Consider the following 4033-nt stretch of genomic DNA (forward strand, 5'->3'; position numbering starts at 1 on the left):
GGTTCGTGACCGTCGACGCCGGCACGGTCACCTCGACCGCCGCAGGAGACGCCGCAGCCGAGACGATCCGGGCCAACGAGCGGGAGCGCCTCCAGCACTACCTCAAGGGGTGGGACCAGGAGCCGGAGATCGATCAGCTGGTCGACCAGCTGACGGAGGACCTGCTCTCGGAGGACCGGTCGACGGTTGACTAACATACGTACGTGTATGTATGTTGCGCGCATGGGGATACGCAACGGCAGGGTCGCCGACGTCGAGCACGCCGGGCGGCCGTGGAGGATCCACGACATCGCGCCCGACTTCCGGCTCGAGGACGTCTGGTCCTACCGCACTCCCGGCGCCGGACCAGACGACTTTCCGGTCATGCTCGCCGCCTTGCGTGCCGCCGGCGGGCTCAACGAGAACCCTCCGCTCGTCCGCTTCCTCTTCGCGGTCCGCTGGCGGCTCGGCGCGATGCTCGGTTGGGACTCGTCCGACCAGGGACTCGCCTCTCGGGTCGACACGCTCCGTGACCGGCTCCCGTCGGACCTGATCCAGGAGGCGGCCGGCGACCCGGTCCCCAACACGCCGTTCACGATGGTCTACGAGCTCCCCGACGAGTGCGTCATCGAGCTGGCCAACAAGACCGTCCACGACCTGTGTCACCTTGGCTGGGTGCCGAACGGCGACGGCGAGTACGAGCTGAGGATGGCAGCCCTCGTCAAGCCCAACGGTGTCTTCGGGCGGATCTACATGGTGGCGATCAAGCCGTTCCGCTACCTGATCGTCTATCCCGCCCTGACCCGCAAGTGGGAGCGCGCGTGGCTGGAGCGGGAGCGCCTCGTCGGCCCGACTCCTGCGGCGTCGTGAGCGGGTCCGTCGCGCGGCGTACGCAGGCCGACCGTCGTGAGCGGACTCGGTGGTCCCTGCTCGTCGCGGCGGCGCGGGGCCTGTCCACGTACGGCTACGCCAACCTGGTCCTGGAGCAGGTGGCCAAGGACGCGGGCTACACCCGCGGCGCGCTCTACCACCTCTTCGCCAACAAGGAGGAGCTCGCCCTCGCCGTTGTGGAGTGGGTCGCCGAGACGTGGGACGCGGAGGTGCGACGACCGAGTCTCGACGAGGGCGACCCCCTCGCGGTTCTGCTCACGATGGCCCGGCGCCACGCCGCGTACTGTCGCGGTCACGACCGTGCACGAGTCATGCTCACGCTGCGAGTCGAGCTCACCGGTCAGGACCACCCCGTCGGGCGCGCGATGGAGACGACCTACGACCGGCTCGAGGCCGAGTGCGCCGATCTGGTGCGGGCAGGGCGCCGAGACGGCTCGATCCCGGCCGGACCCCCACCCCGGCTGACGGCCCGGGCCTTCCTGGCGATCTTGGAGTCGGTCGGCATCGAGCTCGCCAGGAGCGCGCCGCACGACGTCGAGTTGGTTGAACGCGCCGTGCAGGGCGTCCTCGGAGTCCCGTCCCCACCCGTGGACTGAGGCTGCCGCGCACGTCCGCGTCACGCCGTACGGCGTCGGAACAGGCGCGCGGAGCACACCGCCGCCCCGACGAGGATCACGCCGCACCACCCGAGAGCCCACCAGCCGTGGTCGCCGATCGGCGTTCCCATCCACAGCCCACGCAGCGTCTCGATCATCGGCGTCATCGGCTGGTTCTCGGCAAACCCGCGCAGCGCGGGCGGCAGCGTGTCCGCGGGCACGAACGCCGTGCTGACGTAGGGCAGGAACGCGAGGACCATCGTGAAAGCGTTCGCGGACTCTGGAGTCCGCGCGATCAGCCCGACTGTCGCGGCGAGCCACGAGATCGCGAGGACGAAGACCGTGAGAGCGCCGATCGCTGCCAGCCATGCGACGGGTCCGCCACTCGGCCGCCACCCGACGAGCAGCGCGACCCCGATGACGAGGGTGGTCGCGACGGCGTTGCGGGCCACGCTGGCGACGACGTGACCCACGATCACCGACCCGGCGGCGATCGGCATCGAACGGAACCGGTCGATGATGCCGTTGGTCATGTCGTGCGCGACCGCAGCGGCCGTCGTTCCCGCCCCGAACCCGGCGCAGAGCAGGATGATCCCGGGCACGACGTAGTCGACGTACGCACCGTCGGTCGACAGGGCGCCCCCGAACACGTAGACGAACAGCAGCATCAGCGCAACCGGCAGAGCCAGTGCGGTGAAGAACGCCTCGGGGTTGCGCAGGGTCGTCACCAGGCTTCGGCGGACCATCACCTGCGAGTCGAGAACGAGGCTGGCGCGGGGGGTCGTGGCGGTGCTCATGGGCGGGCCTCCAGGCTCGGTGCGGTGAGGGTACGGAAGACGTCGTCGAGGCTCGGTGCGTGCATGTCGACCCGGCGTGGGGGTGCGCCCGCGGCCGCGAGCTCGGCGAGCACCCGGCACACCGACTCTGGGGCGGCGTCGGTGGGGACGTCGACGGTGAGGAGGACGGGGTCGGCGGTGACCTCGGGCGTACGCACACTGGCGAGCGCGGTCTCGTAGGTCCGGGCATCGCCGTAGGAGAGTCGCAGGATCTCGCCGGAGACCTGGGCCTTCAGCTCCTCCGGTGTGCCGTCGGCCACGACCCGACCACCGTCCAGGACGGCGACGCGGTCAGCGAGCCGGTCGGCTTCCTCGAGGTGCTGCGTGGTGAGCAGGACCGTCACACCCGTGTCGGCCAGCTCCCGCACCGTCGCCCAGACCTGGTCGCGGCTGCGCGGGTCGAGCCCGGTCGTCGGCTCGTCGAGGAAGAGCAGCGTCGGGGGCACGACCATGCTCATCGCGAGGTCGAGCCGACGCCGCTGGCCGCCGGAGTAGGTCGACGCGCGGCGGTCGGCGATCGCGGTGAGGTCGAAGCGCTCGACCACGTCGTCGACGCGCGCGGCGCTGTCTGGACGGGGCAAGCGCCGCAGGCGCGCCACCATCGTGAGGTTCTCCCGGGCGGTGAGGACCTCGTCCACGGCGGCGTACTGGCCTGTGAGGCTGATGGCGTTGCGGACGGCGTGCGCCTCCCGCGCGACGTCGCGGCCGGCGACGCGGGCGCTGCCGCCGTCGTACCCGATGAGCGTCGCAAGGACCCGCACCAGCGTGGTCTTCCCGGCGCCGTTCGTGCCGAGCAGGGCGAGCACCGTCCCGGTCTCGACAGCCAGGTCGACACCGCGCAGGACGTCGGTGGAGCCGTAGCTCTTGGTGAGGCCTTCGACCTCCACTGTGTATGTCATACGCAAAACCGTATACGTGATACACAGAAGGAGCAAGGCCTTATCGTAAGGCCGACGAGGAGGTCGGATGGCCCAGGACGAGATGCAGCTCCCGGACGAGCTCGCCCTGCTCTGGGGCAGGCGCTCCGGCGGCCGTCGAGGACCACGTCCGGAGCTCGACGCGAGCGCGATCGTCGCCGCGGCCGTCGAGATCGCCGACACCGACGGCCTCAACGCCGTGTCGATGGCGCGCGTCGCCAAGCAGCTCGGATTCTCGACGATGGCGCTCTATCGCCACGTCGCCAACAAGGACGAGCTGCTCTCGCTCATGTGGAACGAGAGCGCGTCCGTGGCGCAGCGGGTCGAGCTGACCGGTGACGGGTGGCGGGAGCGCATGCAGTCGTGGGCCACCCTCCAGCAGCAGATGCTGGCAGACCACCCGTGGCTCGCGCAGATGCCGATGAGCAACCCGCCGATGGGGCCGAGCGCCTTCGCGTGGCTCGAGCGCGGCCTCGACGCGCTGTCCGGCACCCCGCTGTCCGACGGGGAGAAGCTGCAGGCGGTCGGCGCGATCAGCGCGTACTCCCTCGCCGAGGCGCGGATGGCGTACGAGGAGGCGACCGCGGCGGCCCGTCGACGCGCCGCAGGCAAGCCCGTCGTGGCGTTCGAGAACGTGATCGCCGTCCTCGCCGACCCGGAGACCTTCCCGAACCTCGCCCGTCTCGCCGCGACCCTCTCGCCGATGCCTGCCGTCGGCGAGGCCGGCTATGAGGAGTACGGCGAGGCGAGCTTCGGCTTCGGTCTCGACCTCCTCCTCGACGGGATCGCCGCCCTCATCGAGCGCCGCGAAGGT

The 4033-nt window shown here is 70.8% G+C and carries 6 protein-coding genes; 4 read left to right on the forward strand and 2 right to left on the reverse strand.

Features of this window, described 5'->3' with window-relative positions:
• From PV363_RS16330 to PV363_RS16340, 3 genes are all read left to right on the forward strand, one after another.
• Window positions 1-194 (forward strand): hypothetical protein (locus tag PV363_RS16330; protein WP_301022890.1); only part of this gene is annotated, 194 nt, incomplete at its 5' end.
• A 28-nt stretch (window positions 195-222) separates the two neighbouring features.
• Window positions 223-849 carry a DUF2867 domain-containing protein gene (locus tag PV363_RS16335; protein ID WP_220343120.1) on the forward strand — a complete coding sequence of 209 codons (627 nt, stop codon included), beginning with the start codon at window positions 223-225 and terminating at the stop codon, window positions 847-849.
• Window positions 846-1466 (forward strand): TetR/AcrR family transcriptional regulator, encoded by a 621-nt coding sequence (locus tag PV363_RS16340; RefSeq protein ID WP_220343121.1) that lies wholly within the window; start codon window positions 846-848, stop codon window positions 1464-1466. The genes PV363_RS16335 and PV363_RS16340 overlap by 4 nt, the downstream gene beginning before the upstream one ends.
• A 20-nt stretch (window positions 1467-1486) precedes the next feature.
• Here the strand turns inward: PV363_RS16340 and PV363_RS16345 are convergent, their stop codons facing one another.
• Both PV363_RS16345 and PV363_RS16350 read right to left on the reverse strand, forming a co-directional pair.
• Window positions 1487-2263 carry an ABC transporter permease gene (locus PV363_RS16345; protein WP_220345876.1) on the reverse strand — a complete coding sequence of 259 codons (777 nt, stop codon included), beginning with the start codon at window positions 2261-2263 and terminating at the stop codon, window positions 1487-1489.
• On the reverse strand, window positions 2260-3201 hold the full coding sequence (locus PV363_RS16350) for an ATP-binding cassette domain-containing protein (protein WP_220345877.1): 942 nt from the start codon (window positions 3199-3201) through the stop codon (window positions 2260-2262). Before PV363_RS16350 ends, PV363_RS16345 begins: the two co-directional genes overlap by 4 nt.
• 67 nt (window positions 3202-3268) lie before the next feature.
• Between PV363_RS16350 and PV363_RS16355 the strand changes: the two genes are divergently transcribed.
• A partial coding sequence (locus tag PV363_RS16355) for a TetR/AcrR family transcriptional regulator (protein WP_301022891.1) occupies window positions 3269-4033 on the forward strand: 765 nt, incomplete at its 3' end.

Origin of the sequence: Mumia sp. (genome assembly GCF_028803055.1) — a bacterium.
Lineage (GTDB): Bacteria > Actinomycetota > Actinomycetes > Propionibacteriales > Nocardioidaceae > Mumia.

Excerpts from the sequence above, each read along its gene's own strand:
- PV363_RS16350 (WP_220345877.1), bottom strand. The coding sequence starts at position 3,201 with ATGACATACACAGTGGAGGTCGAAGGCCTCACCAAGAGCTACGGCTCC.
- PV363_RS16345 (WP_220345876.1), bottom strand. The coding sequence starts at position 2,263 with ATGAGCACCGCCACGACCCCCCGCGCCAGCCTCGTTCTCGACTCGCAG.
- PV363_RS16335 (WP_220343120.1), top strand. The coding sequence starts at position 223 with ATGGGGATACGCAACGGCAGGGTCGCCGACGTCGAGCACGCCGGGCGG.